General features: G+C 58.8%; 20 protein-coding genes and 3 pseudogenes. 11 read left to right on the top strand and 12 right to left on the bottom strand.

All coding sequences use genetic code 11. From position 1 onward, the window contains the following. Positions 1-139: 139 nt before the first annotated feature. From ACM6I5_RS30305 to ACM6I5_RS30295, 3 genes are all read left to right on the top strand, one after another. Positions 140-2,944: an amino acid adenylation domain-containing protein gene (locus tag ACM6I5_RS30305; protein ID WP_414885284.1), complete on the top strand. Its 2,805-nt coding sequence runs from the start codon at positions 140-142 to the stop codon at positions 2,942-2,944. A 447-nt stretch (positions 2,945-3,391) separates the two neighbouring features. Further along, positions 3,392-4,060 (top strand): ATPase, encoded by a 669-nt coding sequence (locus ACM6I5_RS30300; RefSeq protein ID WP_414885283.1) that lies wholly within the window; start codon positions 3,392-3,394, stop codon positions 4,058-4,060. An 80-nt stretch (positions 4,061-4,140) separates the two neighbouring features. Next, positions 4,141-4,926, top strand: a complete 786-nt coding sequence (locus ACM6I5_RS30295) for a DeoR/GlpR family DNA-binding transcription regulator (protein ID WP_414878428.1) — start codon at positions 4,141-4,143, stop codon at positions 4,924-4,926. Between the two features lie 90 nt (positions 4,927-5,016). On the opposite strand, the gene ACM6I5_RS30290 is transcribed toward ACM6I5_RS30295, so the two are convergent. The 3 genes from ACM6I5_RS30290 to ACM6I5_RS30280 all read right to left on the bottom strand — a co-directional run bounded on the left by ACM6I5_RS30290 (position 5,017) and on the right by ACM6I5_RS30280 (position 7,566). Next, a complete protein-coding gene (locus tag ACM6I5_RS30290; RefSeq protein WP_017339519.1) occupies positions 5,017-5,430 on the bottom strand; it encodes a bestrophin family ion channel in 414 nt (137 codons plus the stop codon). 5 nt (positions 5,431-5,435) lie between these two features. Further along, entirely contained in the window at positions 5,436-6,434 is a 999-nt protein-coding gene (moaA, locus tag ACM6I5_RS30285) for a GTP 3',8-cyclase MoaA (protein WP_414885282.1), read from the bottom strand. 280 nt (positions 6,435-6,714) lie between these two features. Further along, the gene (locus ACM6I5_RS30280) at positions 6,715-7,566 is read right to left on the bottom strand and encodes a CAP domain-containing protein (RefSeq protein WP_017339517.1); all 852 of its coding nucleotides are present in this window, start codon (positions 7,564-7,566) and stop codon (positions 6,715-6,717) included. 144 nt (positions 7,567-7,710) lie between these two features. Between ACM6I5_RS30280 and ACM6I5_RS30275 the strand changes: the two genes are divergently transcribed. The 4 genes from ACM6I5_RS30275 to ACM6I5_RS30260 all read left to right on the top strand — a co-directional run bounded on the left by ACM6I5_RS30275 (position 7,711) and on the right by ACM6I5_RS30260 (position 11,586). Next, on the top strand, positions 7,711-8,331 hold the full coding sequence (locus tag ACM6I5_RS30275) for a cell wall hydrolase (RefSeq protein WP_414885281.1): 621 nt from the start codon (positions 7,711-7,713) through the stop codon (positions 8,329-8,331). Positions 8,332-8,462: 131 nt separating this feature from the next. Further along, the gene (locus ACM6I5_RS30270; protein WP_017339515.1) at positions 8,463-9,398 is read left to right on the top strand and encodes a phosphatase; all 936 of its coding nucleotides are present in this window, start codon (positions 8,463-8,465) and stop codon (positions 9,396-9,398) included. A gap of 81 nt (positions 9,399-9,479) precedes the next feature. Further along, complete coding sequence (locus ACM6I5_RS30265) at positions 9,480-10,412, top strand: GlxA family transcriptional regulator (RefSeq protein WP_414885280.1); 933 nt, start codon at positions 9,480-9,482, stop codon at positions 10,410-10,412. A gap of 199 nt (positions 10,413-10,611) precedes the next feature. After that, positions 10,612-11,586: a nitrilase-related carbon-nitrogen hydrolase gene (locus ACM6I5_RS30260; RefSeq protein ID WP_414885279.1), complete on the top strand. Its 975-nt coding sequence runs from the start codon at positions 10,612-10,614 to the stop codon at positions 11,584-11,586. 65 nt (positions 11,587-11,651) lie between these two features. Here ACM6I5_RS30260 and ACM6I5_RS30255 read toward each other — a convergent pair whose 3' ends face one another. From ACM6I5_RS30255 to ACM6I5_RS30245, 3 genes are read right to left on the bottom strand one after another with little or no spacing between them, the layout of a single operon-like run. Continuing rightward, the gene (locus ACM6I5_RS30255) at positions 11,652-12,350 is read right to left on the bottom strand and encodes a dienelactone hydrolase family protein (protein ID WP_017339512.1); all 699 of its coding nucleotides are present in this window, start codon (positions 12,348-12,350) and stop codon (positions 11,652-11,654) included. Positions 12,351-12,405: 55 nt separating this feature from the next. Continuing rightward, entirely contained in the window at positions 12,406-12,921 is a 516-nt protein-coding gene (locus ACM6I5_RS30250; protein ID WP_414878430.1) for a DoxX family protein, read from the bottom strand. Positions 12,922-12,975: 54 nt separating this feature from the next. Continuing rightward, positions 12,976-13,179: a hypothetical protein gene (locus ACM6I5_RS30245; RefSeq protein ID WP_214384004.1), complete on the bottom strand. Its 204-nt coding sequence runs from the start codon at positions 13,177-13,179 to the stop codon at positions 12,976-12,978. A 310-nt stretch (positions 13,180-13,489) separates the two neighbouring features. On the opposite strand from ACM6I5_RS30245, the gene glsB reads away from it, so the two are divergent. The 3 genes from glsB (at position 13,490) to ACM6I5_RS30230 (ending at position 16,408) form a co-directional block, all read left to right on the top strand. Next, positions 13,490-14,398: a glutaminase B gene (gene glsB, locus ACM6I5_RS30240; protein ID WP_414885278.1), complete on the top strand. Its 909-nt coding sequence runs from the start codon at positions 13,490-13,492 to the stop codon at positions 14,396-14,398. 84 nt (positions 14,399-14,482) lie between these two features. Further along, positions 14,483-15,985 carry an aldehyde dehydrogenase family protein gene (locus tag ACM6I5_RS30235; RefSeq protein WP_017339508.1) on the top strand — a complete coding sequence of 501 codons (1,503 nt, stop codon included), beginning with the start codon at positions 14,483-14,485 and terminating at the stop codon, positions 15,983-15,985. A 72-nt stretch (positions 15,986-16,057) separates the two neighbouring features. Continuing rightward, a complete protein-coding gene (locus tag ACM6I5_RS30230) occupies positions 16,058-16,408 on the top strand; it encodes a BON domain-containing protein (RefSeq protein WP_414878434.1) in 351 nt (116 codons plus the stop codon). Between the two features lie 55 nt (positions 16,409-16,463). Here the strand turns inward: ACM6I5_RS30230 and ACM6I5_RS30225 are convergent. Together ACM6I5_RS30225 and ACM6I5_RS30220 are read right to left on the bottom strand one after the other, a co-directional pair. After that, a pseudogene (locus ACM6I5_RS30225) lies at positions 16,464-17,020 on the bottom strand (carbonic anhydrase); the annotation flags it as partial. A gap of 54 nt (positions 17,021-17,074) precedes the next feature. Beyond that, positions 17,075-17,206 (bottom strand): annotated as a pseudogene (locus ACM6I5_RS30220) (cyanate hydratase); the annotation flags it as partial. Positions 17,207-17,384: 178 nt separating this feature from the next. Between ACM6I5_RS30220 and ACM6I5_RS30215 the strand changes: the two are divergent. Next, positions 17,385-17,603, top strand: a pseudogene (locus ACM6I5_RS30215) (LysR family transcriptional regulator); the annotation flags it as partial. Positions 17,604-17,643: 40 nt separating this feature from the next. Here the strand turns inward: ACM6I5_RS30215 and ACM6I5_RS30210 are convergent. From ACM6I5_RS30210 to ACM6I5_RS30195, 4 genes are all read right to left on the bottom strand, one after another. Next, the gene (locus ACM6I5_RS30210) at positions 17,644-17,946 is read right to left on the bottom strand and encodes a hypothetical protein (RefSeq protein ID WP_017339504.1); all 303 of its coding nucleotides are present in this window, start codon (positions 17,944-17,946) and stop codon (positions 17,644-17,646) included. A 123-nt stretch (positions 17,947-18,069) separates the two neighbouring features. Further along, positions 18,070-18,399 (bottom strand): hypothetical protein, encoded by a 330-nt coding sequence (locus ACM6I5_RS30205; protein WP_031319009.1) that lies wholly within the window; start codon positions 18,397-18,399, stop codon positions 18,070-18,072. Positions 18,400-18,620: 221 nt separating this feature from the next. Beyond that, positions 18,621-18,773 (bottom strand): hypothetical protein, encoded by a 153-nt coding sequence (locus ACM6I5_RS30200; protein WP_007946257.1) that lies wholly within the window; start codon positions 18,771-18,773, stop codon positions 18,621-18,623. Between the two features lie 145 nt (positions 18,774-18,918). Further along, positions 18,919-19,422: a GNAT family N-acetyltransferase gene (locus ACM6I5_RS30195; RefSeq protein ID WP_017339502.1), complete on the bottom strand. Its 504-nt coding sequence runs from the start codon at positions 19,420-19,422 to the stop codon at positions 18,919-18,921. Positions 19,423-19,473: the final 51 nt, after the last annotated feature.

The raw sequence follows: 19,473 nt of genomic DNA, 5'->3' as shown, positions 1-19,473 counted from the left end.
GCACTAACGTTTAGGCATTCGTTCTGAACTGCAACTACGCTACATGTTTTTGCTCGGCCACCGATTCTGAATCTTCTTACTCAGGATCTTATGAGCACGGCGTCAACCTCGTATAGATCATGCGGAGCCTAGGGATTAAATGCACGATCTTCGCCCAAACCCAGCGTTAAGGCTGGAATACTGTGCCGAACGCCCAATATTCATGGACTTCTTGCAGCAGGCGAGGCGTTCGCCCGATGCCATCGCTGTCATCTCTCAAGACGCGACGTGCAGCTATCGACAACTTGAAGAAATAAGCCGGGGCATGGCGTCCTTGCTGATCAGGGAGGGCGCAAAACAATCCGACCGGGTTGTTATTGTTTCGAGTCGTTGTGCGGGGCTGGTCTACGCCATGCTCGGAGCGTCGCGGGCCGGATTGATGTTCACGGTGGCCGACGTCGCCTATCCGCCAGCGCGTGTAGGGCAAATCATCAAGGCGCTGGAGCCTTCCTTTGTGCTGGTGTGCGGCGAGGCGCCTGACGAACTCAGGCTTGAATGCCTTGAGACAAGTACGCGGGTCGTTCACATTCCGGAAAGTCCCGCCCTTGCACTGCAAGCCTTCGCCTGTGATCAAACAAGCCTGCCTGAAGTCAATCCGGCCGATCCGGCCTATGTCACCTTCACCTCCGGCAGCACGGGTGAGCCGAAAGGAATCGTGACTCATCACGCGCCTTTGGTTCACTTCATTGAATGGCATGCCCGGCGTCATTCATTAACCAAAGACGATTGCTTTTCCCTGCTGTCCGGTCTGGGGCATGACCCGGTGTACCGGGATGTTTTTACGCCGCTCTCCATTGGCGCGAAAGTTGTGGTTCCATCGCAGTCAATTGTCATTGATCCTTCAGCTTTGGCTACGTGGATACAGGAAAATGGCGTTTCGATTATTCATCTGACGCCCCCGTTGGGAAAATTGATTGAAACGGGCGCGAAACTTAAAAAACTTGAATTCAATGCCCTGCGATATCTGTTCTGGGGCGGAGATGCATTAAGTCAGACGCTGTACAAACAAATTCGCGCTATTGCGCCTGGTGCCGTCAGCGTGAACTTCTACGGCACGACAGAAACGCCGCAGGCCATGGCGTACCATCATCTCGATCCTGAAATCGACCGTCTGAAAATTCCGCTGGGCAAGGGGATTGAAGGTGCGCAACTGCTGGTGGTCAATGAGTCAAATCAGTTGGTCAGCGAAGGCGAAGTGGGCGAGATTCTGATACGCAGCCCTTATTTGTCGTTGGGTTACTGGAGTGACACATCGCAAACCAGAGAAAAGTTTGTGGTGAACCCGTTTACGAACGACGAACACGATATTTGTTATAAAACCGGTGACCTGGGCACTTATCTTATCGATGGCAGTGTCAGCTTCCTGGGGCGAGGTGACAGTCAGGTCAAGATTCGCGGCCATCGAATCGAACTGACTGAAATCGAAGGCGCGCTGTCACGGCATCCCCGAATCAAGCAGTGTGTCGTGCTTGCCAACCATGACACGTCGCTCGCCCGGCTGGTTGCCTACTGCGTTGCGACTACGCCGGTTACATCGGTTGAATTGCGTGACCATGTCGGCAAGGAGCTCCCCGACTATATGGTCCCGGCGTTGTTCGTCTTCCTGGACGCTATTCCACTGACGCCGAACGGAAAGATAGATAGGCGCGCATTACCCTCGATTGATACGGACGCGACGTCGATCAATTCGAGCCAGAACCTGTCACCGCTGGCGCTCCAGCTGGTAGCCGCCTGGTCGGAAATACTCGAAGTCCCGCGTATTGATTCAAATTTGTCGTTCGTCGAACTGGGTGGGGATTCGCTCTCGTTTGTACAGGCTTCCATGGCACTTGAAGCGCTGATTGGCCATCTCCCGGATCAGTGGGAAATGATACCGGTGCGTGAATTGTGTGAGCTGACCCATAAAACCCGGTCTTCCCGGTTTTCACTTCGGGCAATGGAGGTTCCTGTTCTTCTGCGTGTCATGTCCATTTTGCTTATTGTTATCGAGCATCTTGATATTTTTTCAAAATTCCCGCTTGCAGGCGAGACGAAGGTGTTGTTTATCGTGTCGGGCATCAGCCTGGCCAGGTTTCAACTTCAAGCGATCAATGAGCGCGGTAATGCGCGTACACTTTTAAAGTCCATTGTCAGTATCGCGATACCCACCATCCTGTACGCCATCTTGATTCAAATAGTTTTCGACAGGGTTCATTGGCAAACGGTATTGCTCGTTTCGAACTGGTTTCCAGAACGTGTTGTAGGCACCTTTACCTATTGGTATGTCGAAGTTCTTCTGCAAATGATCCTGATCATTGGATTCGCCCTGTCGTTCGAGCGAGTCAGAAAAACGATCATGTCAAATCCGTTTCAGAATCTGGTCATTGCGGCCTGCGTATTGGCCGTGGCGGATGTTCTGATCAGTGCCTATTTGTTTGATGCTTCCGAACTCTATGACAGAGTGCCGCAACACTATCTGGCGATCATGGTGCTCGGAATGGCCATTCATTATGCCAACTCGAGCATCAAGAAATGGATCGTCAGTGCGGTGGCCGTCATTGTGCTGGGCGGGCAGGATCTTCTGCTCATCTATGGGCCGCACAACATGGACATAAACGGATATGTCGATATCGCCTTGCCTGCCGTGCTCGTGGTGATCTGGGTCAAGTCCATTCCTGTGCCTGGCTTCATTGCGCGGGGCCTGGCGTTAATTGCCGCATCAACGCTGTATATCTATTTGACGCATTTTCAGTTTCAGTCCCTGGCGCGTCACATTGTTGATGTGCCGGCGTTGTCGGTTGTAGTCGCTCTCGTTGGTGGTGTCGGGGTTGGTTATGTGTGGAACAAGGTGGTTCGGATTGTCTTGATGCGGTGGAACAGGGGGAAGAAGAAAGCCAGTGTGGATGCGGTTGAGCGGGTGGCTTGAATAGAGATTGGGATTGGGATTGGGTGAATATCCGTTGCTGCGGTGACGGCCACTAATGGTTCCGCCCTTACGGCGGGTTACTTGGAAGAGCGCCAAGTAACCAAGCGCTTGCGCCCCTGACGTACGGTGCCTCGCTAAAGCTCGGCATGCCCTCGCTCCGGTCCTGCTCCGTGGGCCCGCCGCCATCGGCCATCCATGGCCGGGGGCGGCTAACCCGGCATCCATGCCGGGTTGCCCACTGCGCAGAACCTGCGCTCGGCCTTCCGACGGGGCAGATCAAGATCAAAGGCCAAAGCGAGGCGGCCTGATAGCCGGCCTGAAGTCCGTCACCACCACGCCCAACCATTCGTTTAATCAATAACCACCATCAATAAACGCAAGTTCTGTTTTTCCGGCAACGGAGGAGGATAGCTACATACCGAATTCGCCTCCGAAGGAATCTGCGCGATGAGAATCTCTACCTGGCTGGCCCTTGTCGCTGTATTGACCGGCAGCGTTGCCGCCACCGCACCGGCCTATGCCGCTGAACAGACCTGCCATTTCTTGCCGGTCGCCGACAGCGCCGCCAGCCTGAAGCCTGCCCAAACGGTGGGTGTGCTCTACAGCGAAAACACCGTCAACACCCTCGAATACCTTGAGCAGTACCACTCGGTTGCGCTGAACGGCGCGAAGAACCCGGCGCTGGATTCGCGTATCAGCAATGCCTTCGTGAAAAGCTCCGATCCGAAATTGGCAATCAACTGGCTGATGGGTTCGTTGCACAAAAAATTTGCCACGGTGACCGTCTACGACAACCTCGACGCACTGGTGCAAGCGCACCCGGACGTGGTGGTGATGCTGGACACTTACAGCCGTCTGGTGTCGAAGCGCAACAATCAGGTTGAAGCGCGTTTCATGGCGAAATTCTACGACTCGAACCTGCAATACATTGGCAAGGCCGAAGGCGCTCGCGCACAGCAAATGCCTTCGGTGTGGGTACAGGGCAAGGCAGCGCCGGAAATCGCCGCGCAGATCGACCAGCAAACCGAGCTGCAAGTGAGCGCCCTGAAACAGTTCGATGCCTCCCTGGCGGCACTGGTGAGTTCGGGCACTGTGGCTCAAGTCGCGAGTAACTGACGGTTGCCCATCGCCGCGCCGATTGTGTTTGCGCCTGGGTTTGGCTAATCTCGCACAAACCCGCAAATTCAGGCGAAAACATGCACGATCATTCGGCGGCCGAACTTCCCCAGCTGCGCCGGCAAAAAATCCTCCTGATCCTCGAGCGTGACGGCAAGGTCATGGCCTCCGAGTTGAGCCAGCATTTCGCAGTCTCCGAAGACACCATCCGCCGCGATCTGTCGGAACTGGCCACGGCCGGTCTGGTGCAGCGCGTACACGGTGGGGCGCTGCCTCGGCCCAAGGATACGGGCAAGGATTATTTCACCCGTGTCAGCGAAACCGATGAGGTGAAAACCCGCCTGGCGCAGCTCGCCGCGGACCGGGTGGAGAATGGCCAGATCGTGATGTTCGATTCCGGCTCCACCACGCTGCAGATCGCGCGTTCGTTGCCGACGGACATTTCCATCACGGCGATCACGACCTCGCCGATGACCGCGATTATCCTCGCCGAATACAAAGGCATCAAAGTGATTCTGGCCGGCGGACAACTCAACCTGGCGACGATGTCGGTCAGTGGTCACGAGACCGTGCGCCTGCTGCAGGGCATCAAGGCCGACGTGCTGTTCACCGGGGTCTGCGCGATTCATCCGGAAGTCGGCATCAGCTCACTGCATTTCGACGAGGTGCCGGTGAAGCAGGCGCTGATTGACAGTGCTTCGCAAGTGATCGCCGTCACCACAGCGGACAAACTGGGCGCGGTGGAACCGTTCGTGGTCGCGCCATGCAACCGCATTCATACGCTGATCACCGAGCGTCATGTGGCGTCGGGCGATGTCGGGGATTATCGGAAACTGGGGATTGAGGTGGTTCAGGCGCAGGACTGAAAACGACGCAACGCCCACCATTCTCCGCCGCCAGTGACTGGCGGAAGCCATCGCCCGACTGCTGACGATGGCCAAGTCGCCCCGTCTCGATCACTCAAGCACAAAATCAACGGGCTCCAGAACCGGAGGAAGCTGCGTCACCCCCAGCGCCGACAGCACTTCACGTTCGATGATACGCACCAAGGCATCGGTGGGCAGGTCATTTTCGTCGCGACCGAGCGGGTCTTCCAGCTCATCGCCAATCGCGTCCAGACCGAAAAACGTGTAGCTGACAATGGCCCAGGCGTTGTTGCGAAAGCTCATGAAGATCGACAACGACAAGCCCAGCAGGGTGAACGGCGTTGCACTGACCTTGGAGAAGTAACTGGGGTGCAGGGTTTCGATCAGCACGATGGCCGAGGCGAGCAATGTCACCATCAGGCTGCGCCAGGCAATGCGTTTGGCGATCGAACCCTTGAGTGAAGTCAGCACGCCGATCAGATTGGGTTTGGGCCTGACAATCATGGTCTTCAGCCGCCTGTCATGTTCATGAAGCGAACCACCTGAACATCATCGTTCACTTCAAAATTGTGCCGATAGGGCTTGAGCTTCATCGCCTCGATAATAGCGTTCTCCAGGCGCTCGGGCTGGCCTGGATGGGCGCGCAACACGGCCTTTAGATCGACGGAATGCTCGTTGCCCAGGCACAGCAGCAGTCGACCTTCGACGGTCAGCCGCACCCGGTTGCAGGTGCCGCAAAAGTTGTGGCTGTGAGGAGAAATGAACCCCAGTCGGATCTGCGGCGCCTCGGCCAGGCGCCAGTAGCGGGAAGGGCCTTGGGTCGACTCGGCGGAGTCAATCAACGTGTAGCGTTCGGCAATTCGTTCACGGACCTGGGCGCTGGAATAAAACGATTCCGCGCGGCTGTGCTCATGGATGGTGCCCAAGGGCATTTCTTCGATGAATGAAATATCGAGCTGGCGGTCGATGGCGAAGCTCACCAGGTCGTTGATCTCGTGATCGTTGCGACCCTTCATGACCACGCAGTTGAGCTTGGTGTTGCGAAACCCGGCTGCATTGGCGGCGTCGATGCCCTTGATGACCTGCGCCAGGTCGCCGGTGCGCGTCAGTTCGCGAAAGCGCTGCGGGTCCAGGCAGTCGAGGCTGATGTTCAGTCGCTTGACCCCGGCGTCGAACAACGGCTTGGCCAGTTTGCTCAACTGCGAACCGTTGGTGGTCATGCACAATTCGCGCAGGCCGGGCAGGGCGGCGATGCGTTGGCACAGTTGCACCACGCCCGGGCGAATCAGCGGCTCGCCGCCGGTCAGGCGGATTTTGCGCGTTCCCAGCGCCACGAAGCTTTCAGCGACTTCGTAGATTTCTTCCAGGGTCAGGATCCGTTGGCGTGGCAGAAACTGCATGTCTTCGGCCATGCAGTACACGCATCGGAAATCACAGCGATCCGTGACAGACATTCGCAGATAGTCCACACGCCGGGAGAACCCATCGATCAAGACTCGCTCTGACATGACAGCCTCGCTTGGCGATTCGGGTCGCACTTCTAATGGGTATTCCGTCATTAACGGATGTGTGAGTCGCAGGCTAAGAGCAACTTGAGGGGGGCGTCCAATCACTATTTATGACCGGGTGATCGATGGGCTCTATGACGAATTCCGGGAGGGGACCGGTTGCCTGGTGAACCCGGCCTGCTTCAACAAATACGGTCGAGCTGCTGTGCAGGGTGGGCATCGGCTACATAGCGTCGATGCCACACCCACTCCGGGTTTTTGCGTTTGTATGGGAGGTGCCTTACGGCGTACCGAACATCGCCGTCCAGTAGATTCCCGAATCACTTTTCGGGTCCACCGCATACGCCGCACCCAACTCCTGGAATTGCGGGTTCATCAGGTTGGCGCAATGTCCGGGGCTGGCGACCCAGCCATCGACTACCTTGCGCACGGCGTCTTGTCCGGCGGCGATGTTCTCGCCGATCTGCTGGCCGCTGTAACCCGCCAGCTCTGCCCGATCACCGGGCGTGCGGCCATCGCGGTCCTTGTGATCGAAATAGTTGTTGTTGGCCATCGACCGCGAATGGGTCTCGGCCGCCGTTGCCAGGATAGCGTTCCAGGTCAGCGGCGTGGCGGCAGCGAAGGATTGCGTGCCGCACTGGCGCGGCCGACCGCGTGCGACATTGAGCTCGGCCAGCAATTTCTGGCCTTCGGCCTGCCAGTCGCTCAGCCGTGCGCTCAACAGTGGACGGGCCAGCACAATGCGCCATTCACGGTCCTGGCGGCTCACACCAATGTCGACGAATTGCGGGTCCAGCACGATCTGGCAAAAGCTCTCCTGGATCGCTTTCATCGCCGATGCCGCATCACGCGGCCCGGACAGGCTGATCGCCTGCACATTCTTCATCGGATAATTCGCGGCGACCATGGCCTGTTGCAAATTGACGACGCTGGTGGCGGACAACGCCAGCCGTGGATCACCCGCCAGCGGCGGCAGTTCCGCCGATACCTCACCCGCGCAACGCTGCACCTGGCTGCGGTAGTCGTTGATCGAATCGATCAGTTGTTTCTCGTCAGCCGCCAGCGCCTTCGCGGCGAACAGCAAGCCCAACGACAACGTGGCAAGACGCAAAGCGGATGACAGGACACGCATGGAAATCTCCCTTGGATCTGACTGCGCCCATGATGCGCGAAGTGGCCCCCCTGCAGGCAATGGATTTTTCCAAAATGCCGGGGAGGTGATTGCTGTCATTTCACTACTACACTTATCCGAAACCGCCAACCGAGTCTTTCGACGATGTGCTTCCATTGGATTGCCACCTGCCTCGCAATTACCCTGTTTGCCGGCCTGGCTTTCGCCACGGATCAGGAGCAAAAACAGCAAGCGGCCGAGAACAAGGCCGAGGTACTGGAGCAAAAAGCGGCGGATAACCCCAGCCCTGCGCCGGCCCCAAAATCCGAAGCCATTACCCAGTCCGAGGTCCAGTCCGTGGATCCCGCAGGCGTCGCGCCGCTGGACGATGCGATCACTTGCCTGGCCCGTTCGATCTATTGGGAAGCCAAAGGCAAGGACGCTGTCGACATGGAAGCGGTCGCCAACGTCGTCATGAATCGCCTGGGTCACAAAGGTTTTCCGGACACCGTGTGCGGTGTGGTCAAGCAGGGCTCCGAAACCAAAAGCTGCCAGTTTTCCTGGTGGTGTGACGGCCGCTCCGATTCGGTCCAGGAAGAGGTGCCTTACGCACTCGCCAAGGAAATCGCGCGCAAGGCGCTGAATAAACAGCTGCCGGATCGCACAAGCGGAGCCTTGTACTTCCACGACCGCACCGTGAAACCGGATTGGGCCAAGGAGTACATCAAAACGGCGGATATTGGATTGTTCCGCTTCTACAAGCCCCATGATGGCGATGCGAAATAGGAGAGTTTTTCGTTCGCCCCGGAGCGTGTCATCTGGGTGTCATCGAACCCATGTCAACATCCTTGCAAACCGTCTTGAGTGTTCAGCGGAGCGGCTTCTGCTGACAGATGAATTGCGCAAGGAATACCTCAATGAAAGGAGACGCCTCCCTGTTTGCGGCCATTGACCTGGGCTCCAACGCGTTTCGTTTGATGATCGGCCAGTCGGTCAGGCGGAACCAGCAACTGGTGATCCAGGAAGTGAAGACCCTGCGTGAGCCCGTTCGGTTGGCGGAGGGGTTTCAGGGTGGCGCGCTGGACGAAATGGCGCTGGATCGTGGATGGCAGGCGCTCGCGCGATTTGGCAAAAAATTGCGTGGCTTCGAGCCCGGTCGTGTGCGGGCGGTGGCCACCAGTGCGGTGCGCGAAGCTGACAATGCGCAGCTGTTTCTGGCCAGCGCGGAAAGGCACCTGGGTTTTCGTATTGATGTGATTTCCGGGCATGAAGAAGCCCGGCTGGTGTACGCCGGCGTGGCCCATACGGTGCCCGGCACCGAGCGCAAGCGACTGGTCATCGATATCGGCGGCGGTTCCACGGAATTGATTCTGGGGCAGGGCGCTCAACCGCTGTTGACCGAGAGCATCGCCATCGGCAGCGGCACCTTTGGCGCGCGCTATTTTCAAGGCGGCCGCATCTCGGCCCCGGCACTGCTGGAGGCCGAGCGTGTCGCGACTCTGCAGTTCGAACGCGTCGCGCGCCGTTATCGCACGCTGGGCTGGCAGCAGGTCATCGGTTCTTCAGGCACCGCACGCATGCTGGCCAAAGTCCTCAAGGCCAACGGTTTGAACGACGATGGCCACAGCGGAATCACCTACAGCGGCCTGTTGCGTCTTTCGTTGCGCCTGCTGGAAGCAGGGCACGTCGAACAGCTCAGGCTGGCCGGTCTGCAGAGTCATCGCCTGAGCATCCTGCCGGGCGGACTGGTGCTGATGCTGGCGGCGTTCAAAGTCTTTGGCGTCTCGCACATGACACCTTCCGAGCCCGGCTTGCGGTTCGGTGTGCTGCACGGGTTGATGACCAGGCACTAGCGACTGATTCAGGAGTACAGTGCAGACTCGGCTGACCGTAAACCCGTCATGCCACCTTTAAGGTCAAAGGAGTCTGCCACCGTGCACAACATCGGCCTCATCGTTTACCCTGGTTTCCAGGTGCTGGGCCTGGCCATGTGTGCGGCTTTCGAAATGGCCAACGGTGCCGTCGACACTCCGATGTACGACATCACCTTGCTGTCCGAGCACGGCGGTACCGTGCGGACCTCGGCGGGTTTCGGCGTGGAGACCACGGCGTTCCACCATGCCCCCTTCGACACGCTGCTGGTGATGGGCGACAACCTGATCCGTCCTGTCTCGCCCGGTATGGTGGAGTTTTTGCGCAGCGCCAGTCGGACCTCTCGACGCCTGGGGTCCATTTGCACCGGGGCCATCGCATTGGCCGAAGCCGGCCTGCTCGATGGCCGGCGTGCGACCACGCACTGGTGTCATGCGCCGGCATTGCAGCGGGCGTACCCGAAAGTGAGGGTGGAAGAAGACCGGATTTTCATCAACGACGGTAACGTCTGGACCGCGGCGGGCATGAGCGCGTGTGTCGATTTGGCGCTGGCGCTGGTTGAAAAGGATCTGGGCGCCGACGTGGCGCGGCGCGTGGCCCGGCAATTGGTGGTGTATCACCGGCGCGCGGGCGGGCAGTCGCAGTTTTCGGTGATGCTCGAACTCGAGCCCAAGACTGACCGCATCCAGTCCGCGTTGATCTACGCCAAGCAGAACCTGAAGTCCGAGCTATCGGTCGAGGCGCTGGCCAGCGCGGCCAACCTTAGCCCGCGACAGTTCAGTCGTGTGTTTCATGCCGAAACGGGTCAGTCACCGGCCAAGGCTATCGAGAACCTGCGAGTGGAAGCCGCGCGCCTGATGATGGAAACCGGCCGGCATGCCATCGATGTGGTGGCGACAGAGACCGGTTTTGGTGATCGTGAGCGTATGCGCCGGGCTTTTATTCGTGCGTTCGGCCAACCACCGCAAGTCATCCAGCGTGCCAATCGCAGTTGATCCCAGGCCGATGGCCGAGCGCTCTACTGTGGCGAGGGAGCTTGTCGGAACGCCGCACCGTCCCGCTCGGCTGCGCAGCAGTCGCAAAATCCAATGGGCACGGATTGTCCTGAAAGGTGGTGTATTCGACATTCAAGACAAAATATTATTACCGTAATCTGGTCCTCGTTGAAACCCATTCCCCAACGAGATTACCGTCATGACCATCGTCAAAGCCGCCGCCGTTCAGATCGCTCCTGTGCTCTACAGCCGTGAAGGCACTGTAGAAAAGGTCGTCAACAAAATCCTAGAACTCGGCGAGAAGGGCGTGCAATTCGCCGTTTTCCCGGAAACCATCGTGCCGTACTACCCGTATTTTTCCTTCGTGCAGGCCCCATTCAAAATGGGCGCCGAGCACTACAAACTGCTGGACCAGGCCGTCGTTGTCCCTTCCGCGACTACCGATGCGATCGGCAAAGCCGCGAAGGACGCCAACATGGTCGTGTCCATCGGCGTCAATGAACGCGATGGCAGCACTCTCTACAACACTCAGTTGCTGTTCGATGCGGACGGCACCCTGATTCAGGCGCGGCGCAAGATTTCGCCGACCTATCACGAACGGATGATCTGGGGCATGGGCGACGGCTCCGGCCTGCGGGCCACCGACAGCGCCGTCGGCCGCATCGGCCAACTGGCTTGCTGGGAGCATTACAACCCGCTGGCGCGTTACGCCTTGATCGAAGACGGTGAACAGATTCACGCCTCGATGTACCCCGGTTCATTTGCCGGCCCGCTGTTCACTCGCCAGATGGAGGTCAGCATCCGCATGCACGCGCTGGAATCGGCGTGCTTCGTGGTGAATTCGACGGCCTGGTTGTACCCGGAACAGCAGGCGCAAATCATGGCTGACACCGGTTGCGAGATCGGTCCGATCTCCGGCGGCTGCTACACCGCGATCATCGATCCGCAAGGTGAGGTTGTCGGCGCACTGACCGAAGGCGAAGGCGAAGTCATCGCTGACATCGACTTGTTCCAGATCGAAATCCGTAAACGCCAGATGGATGGCCGCGGTCACTACAGCCGACCGGAAATCCTGAGCCTTAACATCGACCGCACGCCCCATCGCCATGTGCATGAACGTAACGCTCAACCGCAGCTGGCGGTGGCTGCCCAAACGGAAGACGTGAGCCAGTAAGCATCGTTGCAAAAAAAAGGCACCTTCATCGTCGTATGAAGGTGCCTTTTTCGCGGGTGTGGGCCTTACAGTTCCATACCCAAAAAGATCAGCGTATTGCCATGGGCCTCGGCCGCTGCACGCTGGTTGTAGCTGTCACGGTGCGAGCAGTTGAAGCCATGTTCGGCTTCCGGGTACACGACGATTTCCACGTTATCGTTGTTGTCGAAGCGCTCGGCGATTTTCTCGACGGCTTCCAGCGGAATGTGGCTGTCCTGTTCACCGAAGTGCATCAGCAGCGGCACTTCGATTTCGTCGGCACGGTCCAGTTGGTTCTGGATGCCGCCGCCGTAATAGGCAATGGCCACGTCCACCAGCCCGTTGGCGGCGGTGTGGTACGAGAGCAGGCCGCCAAAGCAGTAGCCGATGGAAGCGATCCCGCCGTCCAGGCCCGGCTGGGCTTTCAGGGCGTCGATGGCCAGTTCGATGTCCTTCTGCGCCTTGTCGACGTCGGTGGCGTTCATCAACTCGATCGCACGTTTCCAGCCGGCTTCGTCGTAGGTCAGTTCGATACGGTGGCCGCTGCGCCAGAACAGGTCCGGCGCGATCACCAGGTAGCCGTCGGCGGCGTACTGTTCGGCGACGGAGCGAATGTGTTCGTTGACGCCGAAGATCTCTTGGATCAGCACGATCCCAGGGCCTTTCCGGGTATGCGGAATGGCCAGGTAGGCGCCGAATTTACCTTCGGCGCTGTCGATCTCGATCCATTGGGTGGTCACGCTCATGGTGGCTCCTGTCTACGCAAGTGAGGTGGGAGGTACAGCTTGCCACATTAACATTTCAGCGATTGTTGCGACGCCAGAAGAATCGGGCCAGCAACGCATCGAGGCTGAGTTTGCCGGCACCCGAGAGCAGCAGTGGCATCAGGGCGGCGAGGTAGATCAGCGGCAATTTGAAGTTGCCGTAGCCCTTGTTGCTGATGGAGTAACCCTGGGCAAGCTCACTCAATGTAGACCAATCGGCTGGCCAGTGAACGGCAGCGGTCGCAACGACAGTCACCACGATCAACACAATGGCGGAGATCCGCGTACCCAGTCCGACAAGGATGGCGAGGGCGCAGATCAGTTCGGCCCACATCGACAGTTCCCAGTTCAGCGTGGCCGGCACATGGTCGAAGGGAAACGGGAAGCGGTCCTGAATGTCGGCGAACCAGTTTTCGCCGTTCCACTTTTCCAGGCCCGACTCGAAGAATTCCCAGGCGATGAACAACCGCAAGGTCAGAGGGGCGAGCCAGCTACCGGCACGGTCAAGGTTCAGGTGCAGGCCTTTTACGGCCGACGAGATTGCAGCGTTCATGGACTTGGTCTCCGTTCAGTCAGGGATGCGGGGCCCGACGGCCCTGCGCAGGGGTTACTCGCTGGCGCCGCACTTGCCTTCGCCGCATTTGCCTTCAGCCGGTTTTTCCGCGGTGTCGGCCTGGGCCTGGCTGTAGCCGTGGGCCAGCTGTTTCATGCTGAACGCTTCGGACTCGGAAGCCGACGCGACGTTGGACAGGGCCAGGCCGCCCGCAATGATCAGGCCGAGGGTCAGGGAAGAAGTCGAGAGCTTGAACATGGTGATACCCCATAGCATTGAGTGAGTTGAGCGCTTTGATCGGCTGAGCCAATCGACAGGCACATTTCATCAATCGGGTGTATCTGCGATGTGTCGCGGGTGCGGGGTTTTATGGACGGGGTGTGTCAAAAACGGGGCTGTATACATGCTGATACACAGGCAATGCAAATCCCCTGTGGGAGCGAGCAAGCCCCACGGGGAGCAGTGTTGTTATGAGATTGTGTTCAGGCAATCTGTGATTCGCCGCTGACCGCCAGCGTCTAGCGTCAGTGTCCCCGCAATCCCATGGGGCAAGACTTCGGAACCCGGCATGCAAGCGCTGTTGAACGAGATCCTTGACGCAGTTCGTCCCCTGATTGGTCAGGGCAAGGTGGCTGACTACATTCCCGCCCTCGGCACCGTGCCGGCCAACCAGTTGGGCATTGCCGTGTATGGCAACGACGGCGAACTGTTTTGTGCCGGTGACGCCCATACGCCGTTCTCAGTGCAGAGCATTTCCAAGGTGTTCAGCCTGGTGCAGGCCATCGATCATTCCGGCGAAGCCATCTGGCAGCGTCTGGGCCACGAACCTTCCGGCCAGCCGTTCAACTCGCTGGTGCAACTGGAGTTCGAGCGCGGACGCCCGCGCAATCCGTTCATCAACGCTGGTGCGCTGGTGATCTGCGACATCAACCAGTCGCGTTTTGCCGCCCCGGCGTTATCGATGCGCGATTTCGTCCGGCGTTTGTCGGGCAACCCGCAGGTGATGGTGGACGGCAAGGTCGCCGAGTCCGAATACCAGCACCGTGCGCGCAACGCCGCCATGGCCTACCTGATGCAATCCTTCGGTAACTTTCATAACGATGTCGAAGCGGTATTGCGCAGCTATTTCAGCCATTGCGCCCTGCGCATGAGCTGCGTGGACCTGGCCCGGGCGTTCTGCTTCCTGGCCAACGACGGTTTCTGCAAACACAGCGGCGAACAGATCCTCAGCGCCCGCCAGACCCAGCAAGTCAACTCGATCATGGCCACCAGCGGCCTCTACGACGAGGCAGGCAACTTCGCCTATCGCGTCGGCCTGCCTGGCAAGAGCGGCGTGGGCGGCGGGATCGTCGCCGTGGTGCCGGGGCAGTTCACGGTGTGCGTCTGGTCGCCGGAACTGAACACGGCCGGCAACTCGCTCGCGGGCATGGCCGCACTGGAACTGCTGAGCCAGCGAATTGGCTGGTCGGTGTTTTGAGAAATTCGAGCGGGCGGGGTTAATGACGCTTCCGGCGTTTTGCTATACATTTTCCAGCCGCCCCTTGCATGGTGAAACCGCTTCATGTCTCTTGCGCTCGAACGTCTAATCGCTGGCACGCCAATTCCTTTCGCTGGTAACCGCGTCACCGTGGTCAGCCCCGAACTGGCCTTGCGCTTTCAGCCCGGGGACCACCTGCTGGTGGAGCAGGTCAGCGGCGAGTTGCTGCTGATTCCCGTCGCGGACCAGAAAGCGGCGGCAGTAGCGATCGAGCGGGCCGAAGCGGCGTTTACGGCAATGTCCGCCGTGTCGGACCAGGCGATCAGTGAGTTCTTTGATTTCTTTGCCCGGCGCCTTGAAGATCAGGGCTGCTGGGACTTGATCGAGGCGGCCAACCTCGCCGACATCGAGTGGGCCAAGTCTCGTGGACGCTCGACCACGCGGTTGCTGGCCGATGAACGCATGCGCCGCGACATGATCGCGGGCCTCAGGGCCTGGCGCGATGCGTCAGCCACGCGTGGCAAAGTGATCAGTTGCGTCGAGCATGACGGCTGGAAAGTCGAGCAGGTGGTTTCGCCGCTGGGTATCGTCGCCTTCGTCTTCGAAGGACGGCCGAATGTCTTCGCCGACGCCGCTGGCGTGTTGCGTACCGGCAACACTGCGGTGCTGCGCATTGGCAGCGACGCCTTGGGCACGGCGAAAGCCATTGTCACCCATGCGTTGAACCCGGCGTTGAGCGACGCCGGTTTGCCGGTGGGTGCGGTGTCGCTGGTGGAAAGTGTCAATCACGCCGCCGGTTGGGCGATGTTCGCCGACCGACGCCTGTCGCTGGCGGTGGCCCGTGGTTCGGGGCGTGCCGTCAGCCAATTGGGCAGCATCGCGCAGCAGGCCGGCACGGCCGTCAGCCTGCATGGCACCGGTGGCGCCTGGCTGATCGCCGACAAGGAGGCCGACGCCCAGCGTTTTGCCGCCGTCGTGCGCAATTCCCTGGACCGCAAGGTCTGCAACACCCTGAACGTCTGCCTGATCCACCGCGACCGCGCCGCCGAACTGGTGCCGCTGTTTCTGCAGGCCTTGAAACAGGCTGGCGCCGCTCGGGACGAGGGTTGCAAGTTGCACATCGTCGAGGGCAGCGAGACATACCTGCCTTACGATTGGAGGACCGCGAAGGTCGACGTCTGCCGCGCTGAAGGTTATCAAACTGAAGCATTGGCCGAGCCGCTGCCCGAGGACCAGTTGGGCCGCGAGTGGGAGTGGGAAGAAACCCCGGAAGTCAGCCTGAAGATCGTCGACGACCTGGACAGCGCCATCGCCTTGTTCAACCGCTACAGCCCGCAGTTCACCGTGTCGTTGATCAGTGAAGATGCCGAGGCCCATGAGCGTTTCTACAATGCGGTCAACGCGCCTTTTGTCGGCAACGGCATCACCCGCTGGGTCGACGGACAATACGCGCTGAACAAGCCGGAACTGGGGCTTTCGAACTGGGAGAGCGGCCGCCTGTTTGCCCGCAGCGCGATTCTCTCGGGGGATGGTGTGTTCACGATTCGCAGTCGCATGACGCAGGTGGATCTGTCGGTCAAACGCTGAGAACCCCGACCACAGACGCAGGCCGCACTATAATTTAGGTGTCTGCGTCTGCGTTTCGAAAGAGGGTTCGCCATGAAACATCATTCCTTGGAGCATTACTCTCATCAATTGGGAATAATCGCGCATGACGCGTGGCTGACCGCTCGGGTGAAGTCGGCCCTGGCGCTGGCCGATCCTGCCCTTAGTCTGCAAGTCCATGTCAAAACACTTGCAGGAACGGTGGTGTTAAGTGGTCGCGTCAACACCCATAAACAATGTGAGCAGGTCGTTGCGCTGGCCCGCACGGTGAATGGCGTCAATGAAATCGATGCCAGGGAATTGCTGACTCACGTGTTCACGCCCGGAAGCGTTCCAACACCGCCAAGCGCCGAGGACAGCCCGGAGATCCGGTCACCAGCGTCAGGCAAGCCTGACGACAAATGAAACTGGATGCAGCGCTCCCGTGAACCGGGCGCGCTGCATCGGCTGCCGACCTGGATCAAGCCGCTTCCATCGCTTTGCCGTGCACCGCGCAGGTAGTCGGGTGTTCGACCAGCGACACGAACGTGCGGCTGTGGGCATCCAGCGCATCGATCGAACCGGTTTCAATGTCGTAGACACAGCCATGCAGGTTCAGCAGGCCTTTTTCCTGAGCCAGTCGCACGCTCGGGTGGGTCTGGATGTTGGCCAGTTGAGCGATCACATTCTCCCGCACCATCGAACTCACCTTCGCCGCGTCATTGGCGTGAGGGCGCGATTCATTGATCACTTTCGCCGACTCGGCGTGTTGCAACCAGCCGCTGACGGCGGGCAGGTGGTCCATGCATTTGCACGAGGCGACGGCGGTCATGGCGCCGCAGTCCGAATGGCCACAGATCACGATGTCGGTGACGCCCAGCACGGCAACCGCGTATTCGACCGTGGCCGATACACCGCCTGGATGCGGGCTGTAGGAGGGCACAATGTTGCCGGCGTTACGGATTACGAACAGTTCGCCGGGCTCTTGCTGGGTCAGCAATTCCGCACGACACGACTGTCGGAGCAAGTGATAGAGCAGGGCGGCGGTGACGTAGGCGAGGCCGAGTTTTTCGCCGATCACTTTGGCCGCGGCTTCCGGCCGAGCTTGAAGTTGATCGCGCTGATGATGCCGTCGCCGAATTGTCCATGAACCAGGGCTTTCAGGGTGGTGCCGTAAATCTGGATCATCTCGTAGAAGCGGTAGATGGTCGGGTCGGTCGGGACAGGATCGACGTGGTCAGGGTCAGACTCGGGTCGTTGTAAGCGTGGGACTGTTGCATCGGGTATCTCCTGTCGGCGTGGTGTTGCTTGGGTGTGAAGCCATCTTCTGCTGGTTGATTCATAGCGTCCAAGACCGATATGCAATGCTGCGCATAAGGCCTGCCTATAGGTTCAATCCTGCGGCGGTTTCACCCGTGCTGCCGCGGCACTGCACGTGTCACAGCCAACCTTGTCGCAACAGATTCGCCGACTGGAGGAAACACTGGGGGGTAGCCTGTTCGATCGCACCTCGCGCACGGTCAGGCCGACTGACGCGGGCGAGGCCTGCATCGGGTGTGCGAGGTGGGGGCTGGTGGCGTTGGAGGCGGGCAAACGGACGCTGCATAACGTGAAGGAATTGCCGTTATGGAGTTGGTTCTGGGAAAGCCGAGTCGTCGACGTCAGTCATCGACTGACTGGCACACTCCATTGGGCGCCTTGCCGGTGGAAGACACGACCACCGAATCGTCATCGGCCAGGACGATGGACAGTGTGATGCCGGAGCTCTTGGCTTCGAAGCGGCGATCATTGATGGCTTTGGTTTCGGCTTCCTTGCCGTTGATCATCACCGGCCCGTCCTGATCCGCCTGGACGAGGATCTTGCCAGGGCACTCCACTGCGAATGACGGGACTCCGTTGACGCTGTTTGCCTGAACAGCGCTCGTCATCAGCAGCAACAGCAGGAATTTCAGGTTGTTTTTCATCGCAAGTCTCCAGGGACCAACAGCGGATACCTTTAACGATAGCTTTGTTTGGCACAGTGGAGACAAACAAAAAGGCCCCGCTCGATCATCATTCGAGCGGGGCCTTTTTATTGCGTTGAATTATCAGTAGAACCGGTCAATCACCCGAACTTCATTCTGGTTCTGCATCGAGGCCCAGGCCTGTTTCAGCGTTTGCAGAACATTACCGATGAAGTCTTTGTCGGCTGCGGCTTTTTTGCCGACATAGCCCTGACCGCGACGGTACATCTTCAATCGGGCCAGCAGATTCTGGTTGTTCTGGTCGAACTCGGCTTCATGGGCATGCGGCGACAGGCAGTCGATATGCACCTGGCCCGATTTGCTGATCCACAGGATATGGCTGTCGTGGCTGTCTTTTTGCGCAGCGAACATACGAGCCAGTTCATCGATGGTGGGTTGATTGTTCAGATTCATATAAAGCCCCTTGACCATTTGGTGATCTTTCAAAGTTGATTCGCTAATACAGGTAGCCCATCGGTTAGTTGATCCCTGGCACCGAAACCAGGACGTCAGCGGTCGGCCGCCGAAATGACGGGGTCCCGCGTCTGTTGCATGTAGTCGTGTTGAATAACTGCTACGCAATAGCGTCACAACGAAGAGAAGCAGCGATAACCTTCGGGCCACTACCGACGTTTTCAGGGTCGGCCACAAGCTTCATGAGGATTGATCGCCAGCGCTTCTCGTCCTTGTACTGGACGTTCGGGCCAGGTCAGCTTCTTCAATCTGCCTTGTGGGCAGCGTGTATCCGGGAAAAACAGCTCGGCGGTCAGACGAGCTTGCTCAAACATGTTGCCGTACTCCCGATCGGGGAGATGTCTGCATCATGCAAGGGCAAATCGGAGGCGTCAACGGTTTTGTAGTGATTATTTTCAAGCACTACATATTGTCGGACAAAGCTGTTTGGAATGAGAAAGCGGAACTGGAGAACGTCACTCAGGACGATAGCGGTGAGCTTTGGAAGCGATAAAAGGTGCAGGGGAAATCGTCTACCGGCTGCTGATGCCGTGTGTACGTGCCGCCGGTGAGATCGTCAATCACACTCGCCCAGAACAAACGCGCGGGCTGATTGGCGTCGATGTGGAAAATCTGCCATTGACCGGGGAGCTGGCTCAAGAGGGTGGATGCGACAAACGTCGCGACACCTTGGCCACGAAAGCGGCGGCTGACGAACAGGTAGCCGATGTTGTGCTCGGCGCCGGGAAGATGGGTGCGGTCATCCACGGTCACGAAACCGGCCAGTTCCCCATCGACCTTGATCAAAAAGGGGCGGGTGGCAGGGTTTCGCCAGTAATCCTGTTGGTCCTGGAGGTTGAAGAAACCATTCGCGCCGAGTTTCAGCGGCAGCCATTCACTGAAGTCGTGCAGGTAGAACTGCATCAGGTTTTCAATGGTTTCCAGTTCATCGCGCTGTGCGGCGTGCAGTTCAATCGAGGGCATGCGGGCTCGCTCCTGATGTCAGCGGATCTGATGAACAGTAGACCATTGCCC

This window comes from Pseudomonas sp. IT-P171 (assembly GCF_949767765.1).
Lineage (GTDB): Bacteria > Pseudomonadota > Gammaproteobacteria > Pseudomonadales > Pseudomonadaceae > Aquipseudomonas > Aquipseudomonas fluorescens_B.
The sequence above is the reverse complement of the archived record's forward strand: the minus strand, read 5'-3'. Positions and strand labels throughout refer to the sequence as shown.

Excerpts from the sequence above, each read along its gene's own strand:
- ACM6I5_RS30305 (WP_414885284.1), top strand. The coding sequence starts at position 140 with ATGCACGATCTTCGCCCAAACCCAGCGTTAAGGCTGGAATACTGTGCC.
- ACM6I5_RS30300 (WP_414885283.1), top strand. The coding sequence starts at position 3,392 with ATGAGAATCTCTACCTGGCTGGCCCTTGTCGCTGTATTGACCGGCAGC.
- ACM6I5_RS30295 (WP_414878428.1), top strand. The coding sequence starts at position 4,141 with ATGCACGATCATTCGGCGGCCGAACTTCCCCAGCTGCGCCGGCAAAAA.
- ACM6I5_RS30290 (WP_017339519.1), bottom strand. The coding sequence starts at position 5,430 with ATGATTGTCAGGCCCAAACCCAATCTGATCGGCGTGCTGACTTCACTC.
- moaA (WP_414885282.1), bottom strand. The coding sequence starts at position 6,434 with ATGTCAGAGCGAGTCTTGATCGATGGGTTCTCCCGGCGTGTGGACTAT.
- ACM6I5_RS30280 (WP_017339517.1), bottom strand. The coding sequence starts at position 7,566 with ATGCGTGTCCTGTCATCCGCTTTGCGTCTTGCCACGTTGTCGTTGGGC.
- ACM6I5_RS30275 (WP_414885281.1), top strand. The coding sequence starts at position 7,711 with ATGTGCTTCCATTGGATTGCCACCTGCCTCGCAATTACCCTGTTTGCC.
- ACM6I5_RS30270 (WP_017339515.1), top strand. The coding sequence starts at position 8,463 with ATGAAAGGAGACGCCTCCCTGTTTGCGGCCATTGACCTGGGCTCCAAC.
- ACM6I5_RS30260 (WP_414885279.1), top strand. The coding sequence starts at position 10,612 with ATGACCATCGTCAAAGCCGCCGCCGTTCAGATCGCTCCTGTGCTCTAC.
- ACM6I5_RS30255 (WP_017339512.1), bottom strand. The coding sequence starts at position 12,350 with ATGAGCGTGACCACCCAATGGATCGAGATCGACAGCGCCGAAGGTAAA.
- ACM6I5_RS30250 (WP_414878430.1), bottom strand. The coding sequence starts at position 12,921 with ATGAACGCTGCAATCTCGTCGGCCGTAAAAGGCCTGCACCTGAACCTT.
- ACM6I5_RS30245 (WP_214384004.1), bottom strand. The coding sequence starts at position 13,179 with ATGTTCAAGCTCTCGACTTCTTCCCTGACCCTCGGCCTGATCATTGCG.
- glsB (WP_414885278.1), top strand. The coding sequence starts at position 13,490 with ATGCAAGCGCTGTTGAACGAGATCCTTGACGCAGTTCGTCCCCTGATT.
- ACM6I5_RS30235 (WP_017339508.1), top strand. The coding sequence starts at position 14,483 with ATGTCTCTTGCGCTCGAACGTCTAATCGCTGGCACGCCAATTCCTTTC.
- ACM6I5_RS30230 (WP_414878434.1), top strand. The coding sequence starts at position 16,058 with ATGAAACATCATTCCTTGGAGCATTACTCTCATCAATTGGGAATAATC.
- ACM6I5_RS30210 (WP_017339504.1), bottom strand. The coding sequence starts at position 17,946 with ATGAAAAACAACCTGAAATTCCTGCTGTTGCTGCTGATGACGAGCGCT.
- ACM6I5_RS30205 (WP_031319009.1), bottom strand. The coding sequence starts at position 18,399 with ATGAATCTGAACAATCAACCCACCATCGATGAACTGGCTCGTATGTTC.
- ACM6I5_RS30200 (WP_007946257.1), bottom strand. The coding sequence starts at position 18,773 with ATGTTTGAGCAAGCTCGTCTGACCGCCGAGCTGTTTTTCCCGGATACA.
- ACM6I5_RS30195 (WP_017339502.1), bottom strand. The coding sequence starts at position 19,422 with ATGCCCTCGATTGAACTGCACGCCGCACAGCGCGATGAACTGGAAACC.